The 4,811-nt window shown below is 67.0% G+C and carries 5 protein-coding genes; 3 read left to right on the top strand and 2 right to left on the bottom strand.

The window, feature by feature from the left end; translation table 11 throughout:
- Nucleotides 1-671, top strand: a 671-nt coding sequence (locus AC2W7M_RS19975; protein WP_486134338.1) for a cysteine hydrolase family protein, incomplete at its 5' end; no start/stop codon positions are given.
- Between the two features lie 4 nt (nucleotides 672-675).
- Here AC2W7M_RS19975 and AC2W7M_RS19970 read toward each other — a convergent pair.
- Nucleotides 676-906, bottom strand: coding sequence for a hypothetical protein (locus AC2W7M_RS19970; RefSeq protein ID WP_486134336.1), 231 nt, complete (start codon nucleotides 904-906; stop codon nucleotides 676-678).
- A gap of 29 nt (nucleotides 907-935) precedes the next feature.
- A complete protein-coding gene (locus AC2W7M_RS19965; protein WP_486134334.1) occupies nucleotides 936-1,664 on the bottom strand; it encodes a LysR family transcriptional regulator in 729 nt (242 codons plus the stop codon).
- Nucleotides 1,665-1,942: 278 nt separating this feature from the next.
- Here AC2W7M_RS19965 and AC2W7M_RS19960 point away from each other — a divergent pair, with 278 nt between their 5' ends.
- Complete coding sequence (locus AC2W7M_RS19960; protein WP_486134333.1) at nucleotides 1,943-2,461, top strand: TRAP transporter small permease; 519 nt, start codon at nucleotides 1,943-1,945, stop codon at nucleotides 2,459-2,461.
- Nucleotide 2,462: 1 nt separating this feature from the next.
- Complete coding sequence (locus AC2W7M_RS19955) at nucleotides 2,463-4,769, top strand: TRAP transporter large permease subunit (RefSeq protein ID WP_486134331.1); 2,307 nt, start codon at nucleotides 2,463-2,465, stop codon at nucleotides 4,767-4,769.
- The last annotated feature ends 42 nt before the right edge of the window (nucleotides 4,770-4,811 follow it).

The raw sequence follows: 4,811 nt of genomic DNA, 5'->3' as shown, positions 1-4,811 counted from the left end.
CGGCCGGTTGCGGGGGCGCCCCGGCGAGCGTCGCCACCAGCACCGTCAAGAAGGCCGCGCCGGGCTATCGGCTCGACCCCTCCCGCTGCGCCGTCCTGATCCAGGACATGCAGAACGACGTGGTGATGGAAGGCGGCGCCTTCGCCTCCTCCGGCTCGCCGGCCCATTGCCGCCAGCAGAACGCCATCGGCAATGCGGCACGCCTTGCCGAGGCGGCGCGCCGCCGCGGCATTCCCGTGATCCATGTCTGGTTCGTGGTCGAGCCCGGGGCGCCGGGCGTCACCATGAACTGCCCGCTCTTCGAGGGGCTCGCGGACGCCAATGCGCTGGTGCGCGGAAGCTGGGGCGTGGCGCCGGTGCCGGGCCTGGAGGCCAAGGCGGGCGACCATGTGGTGGAGAAGCAGCGCATGAGCGCCTGGGAAGGCTCGCGCCTCGAAACGGTGCTCAAGGCGCTGGGGCGCGACGTGGTGATCGTCACGGGTGCCTGGACCAACATGTCCATCGAGCACACCGCCCGCACCGGCGCCGACAAGGGCTACTTCATGGTGGTGCCGGAGGATGCCTGCTCCACCATGAATGCGGAGTGGCACACGGCCTCGGTCAATTACGCGCTCCAGAACGTGGCCGTGGTCACGGACGTGGACGCGGTCATCGCCGCCACCGGCGGGTGAGGCCTCAGGCGGTGGACACGGCGTCGCTGCGCCACGCCGACCCCTCGTCCTGCGACCGGCCGGCGGCCTCCAGCGCGCCGCCGCTGAACTCCTCCACCAGCATCTCGGCGGCCGGCGAGAGCGTGCGGTCGCGCCGCCGCACCAGGAAATAGGGATCGCTGCGGGTGCGCAGGCGCAGCGGCAGGATGCTCACCATCCCCGCGCGCCGGAAGAAATCGGCCACGTCGGTCGCCATCAGCGCCAGCATCCGGGCGTTGCGGCCGATCAGCGACAGCGTGACGAAGGCGACGTGGTCTCCACCACCCCGCGCGGAAACGGCAGGCCATGGTCGTGAAACTCGCGCTCCAGATAGCGGTGCATGGGCATGTTGGCCGAGAAGGCGACCCAGGGCGAGGACGCGAGATCCACCAGCGACAATGCCCGCGCGCGGACAAAGGGGTTGTCCACGTGGCCCACCACCGCAAGTTCCTCCTCGCGCACCGGAACCGCGTCATAGGCGTCGCTGCGATGGCTGATGCTGGTGCGGCACACCGCGAGGTCGAGCCGCCCGTCGTCCAAGAGCTGCAGCAGGCGCTCGCTGGTGTCCTCGACGATCTTCACGGACATGGTGGGCTGCTTGGCCTGGAGTCGCGCGATGATCTGCGTGGTGGACGGCACGGCGCCCATGATCAGGCCGATGGCCACACGGCCGCCATGGCCTTCCAGGATGCCGGCCATGTCCTCGCGCAGGTGCCCGAGGTCGGTATAGATGAGGCGCGCATAGCGGATCACGCAATGGCCGAGCTCGTTCGGCTCCAGGCCGCGATTGGTGCGCAGGAAGAGCTGCGCGCCCAGCGCCTCCTCGATCTCCTGCAAGGCCTTGGTGGCGCCCGGCTGGCTCAGAGCCACCTGCTTCGCCGCCCGCAGGATCGAGCCTTCGTCGTCGATCGCCACCAGCAGGCGGATGTGCTTGAGACGCAGGCGGGCGGCGATGGAGCTGAGCGAGGGCAACATTCGCTATAGCCTTTTGTTATATCGCTATCAGCACCCGTCATTTTGCAGAGGGTAGACATTTGCCTATCGTCCACAATGAGCGAGATACTGCGCTGCATATCGGCGTATTGCAAATAAAAATGATATAAGTTCCGATATATATAAGGAAACATAGCCGCTCTGGAGGAATTGGGATGCTGCATTGCGGCGTCGCTCGCCATTCTTTCTGCCATTGCGCCGTTCAAGTCAAAACTGGCCCCTGAATGGGTCCGGCAACAAAGAATTCGCCGGGGAGGCACATGCAGAAGTTCGCCAATCTGCCGTTCAAGCTCATCGAGATCCTGCTCGTGGTCGGCATTGCCGCCATGAGCCTCATGGTGTTCACGAACGTCGTCCTGCGCTACGCCTTCAGTTCGGGCATCCCCTTCTCGGTGGAGGTGTCCCGGCTGATCTTCGTGTGGATCATCTTTCTCGGTGCCATCGTCGCGCTGAAGGAGGGGGCGCATCTCAGCGTCGACGCCCTCGTCCGCTCGCTGCCGCGCGGGCCGCGCCTCGCCTGCTTCTGGGTCAGCCGCGCGCTGATGCTGTGGTGCTGCTGGCTGCTCTGGCAGGGCAGCTGGGTGCAGACCGTCATCAACTGGAACAACCTCGCGCCCATCTCCGGCATCTCGGTCGGCACCATGTATGCCGCCGGCCTCGTCGCCGCGGCCTTCATGGGGCTCATCATCCTCGGCGACGTGTGGCGCACCATCCGGGACGTGAGGGCCGGGCGTCCGGACGCGGGCCTTCCCCGCGAGCACGCTCCCGGAGCCGACTGACATGACGGTCCTCGTCTTCCTCGGCTCGCTCCTCGGGGCGATGGCGATCGGCATGCCCATCGCCTTCGCCCTGCTCATCTGCGCCATGGCGCTGATGCTGTTCATGGGCAATCTCGACGCCCAGATTCTGGCCCAGAAGCTGATCGACGGCGCCGACAGCTACCCGCTGATGGCGATCCCCTTCTTCCTCCTCGCCGGCGAACTGATGAATGCCGGCGGTCTCTCGCGCCGCATCGTCAATGCCGCCATGTCGCTCGTCGGGCATCTGCGCGGCGGCCTCGGCTATGTGGTGATCGCCACCGGCGTCGCGCTGGCGAGCCTGTCGGGCTCCGCCATCGCCGACACGGCGACGCTCGCGGTGATGCTGGCGCCCATGATGCGCAAGGCCGGCTACCGCATGGACCGCTCGGCCGGCCTCATGGCGGCGACCGGCATCATCGCGCCGATCATCCCGCCCTCGGTGGGCTTCATCCTGCTGGGCGTGACCGCGAACCTCTCCATCACCCGCCTGTTCATCGCCGGCATCTTCCCCGGCCTCCTGCTCGGCGCGGCGCTCACCCTCGCCTGGTGGTGGCTGTGCCGCGGCGACCAGCACCCGCCGCTGCCGAAGGCGCCCTGGCCGGAGCGGTGGGCGGCGATCAAGGCGGCCGGCTGGGCCATGGTGCTGCCCGTCATCATCGTCGGCGGCCTGAAGTTCGGCGTCTTCACGCCCACGGAGGCGGGCGTGGTGGCGGCCGCCTATGCCTTCCTCGTCAGCATCCTGGTCTATCGCGAGCTGACCCTGGCCTGGCTCTACGTGTCGCTCTTGAGCGCGGCGAAGATGACCGCGGTCATCATGATGCTGGTGGCGGCCTCCATGGTCTCGGCCTGGCTCATCACGGTCGCCAACGTGCCGCAGCAGGTGGTCGGGCTGCTCAGCGCGATCATCGAATATCCCACCCTGCTGATGTTCGTCCTGCTGATCGTGCTGCTGCTGGTGGGGACCGCGCTGGATTTCACGCCGTCCATCCTGATCCTGGTGCCGGTGCTGATGCCGGTCATCAAGATCGCCGGCATCGACCCGATCTATTTCGGCGTCATCTTCATCATCGCCGCCGCCGTGGGAATGATCACCCCGCCCGTGGGCGCGGTCCTCAATACGGTCTGCGGCGTCACAAGGATCCGCATGGAGGACGCGGTGAAGGGCGTGATGCCCTTCCTCATCGCCGAGGTCGCCGTGCTGATCCTGCTGGTCCTGTTCCCGGCGCTCGTCACGGTGCCGGCGTCCTGGTTGCACCGAACGAAAATCAAAACGGAGGAAGCCATGCGCCTGTTCAAGATCGCCGCCGCCGCGCTCGCCCTCGCCTGCTCGGCGGGCGTTGCCAGCGCCCAGACCAAGCTCGGCTATGTGCCCACCGAGGAGCACCCGGTCGGCCAGGCCGTCAACCGCTTCGTCGAACTCGTCAAGCAGAAGAGCGGCGGGCGGATCGCCATCACCCCCTATTCGGACGGCAAGCTCGGCAACGAGCCGCAGATGCAGTCCTCCATCCAGGGCGGCTTCCTGGAGATCATGGTGGGGCCGACCTCGAACCTCGTCGGCGCCATCAAGGAATTCGGCCTGTTCGACCTGCCGTTCTTCTTCGCCAACTTCAAGGAGGTGGACGCGGTGACGGACGGCCCGGTGGGCGCGGCGCTGTTCGAGCGGCTGAAGGGCCTCAACATCGTCGGCCTCGCTTATTGGGACAACGGCTTCCGCCACACCACCAACAACCGCCGGCCGATCGAGAAGGTCGAAGACTTCTCCGGTCTCAAGATCCGCGTGATCCCGAACCCGCTGTTCATCGACACCTTCGCCACGCTCGGCACCAACCCGGTGCCCCTGCCCTATCCGGAGCTCTTCAACGCGCTGGAGAACCGCACGGTCGACGCGCAGGAGACCCCGGTCGGCCTCATCTATGCGAGCAAGTTCTACGAAGTGCAGAAGTTCCTCAGCCTCACCGGGCACGTCTATACGCCCTTCGTGCTGCTCGCGAGCAAGAAGTGGTTCGACGCCCTCCCCGCCGCCGACAAGGCGCTGGTGATGGAGGCGGCACAGGAAACCGCCGCCTTCCAGCGCAAGCTGTCGCGCGACGCCGCCGACAACATCGCCAATGTCCTGCTGGTGAAGGCCGGCATGAAGGTGAACACCCCCACCCCCGAGGAACGCGCCCGCATGCGCGAGAAGGTGCAGCCGGTGGTGGAGAAGTACACCAAGATCCTCGGCGAGGACCTGGTGAAGCAGGCCCGCGACGCCAATGGCGAACGCCAAATAGGCACAAGTCTCACCTGACCCGGGGCGCCGACCCGGCCGAGCGGCCGGCCGGCGCCCCTC

The organism is Xanthobacter sp. BG11Y11_SDJG, from assembly GCF_057364445.1.
Note: the sequence above shows the minus strand (reverse complement) of the source record. Positions and strands in the feature narration are given on the sequence as shown.

What these genes read in the sequence shown, in the direction of transcription:
- AC2W7M_RS19955 (WP_486134331.1), top strand. Translation starts at nt 2,463, where the DNA reads ATGACGGTCCTCGTCTTCCTCGGCTCGCTCCTCGGGGCGATGGCGATC.
- AC2W7M_RS19965 (WP_486134334.1), bottom strand. Translation starts at nt 1,664, where the DNA reads ATGTTGCCCTCGCTCAGCTCCATCGCCGCCCGCCTGCGTCTCAAGCAC.
- AC2W7M_RS19960 (WP_486134333.1), top strand. Translation starts at nt 1,943, where the DNA reads ATGCAGAAGTTCGCCAATCTGCCGTTCAAGCTCATCGAGATCCTGCTC.
- AC2W7M_RS19970 (WP_486134336.1), bottom strand. Translation starts at nt 906, where the DNA reads ATGGCGACCGACGTGGCCGATTTCTTCCGGCGCGCGGGGATGGTGAGC.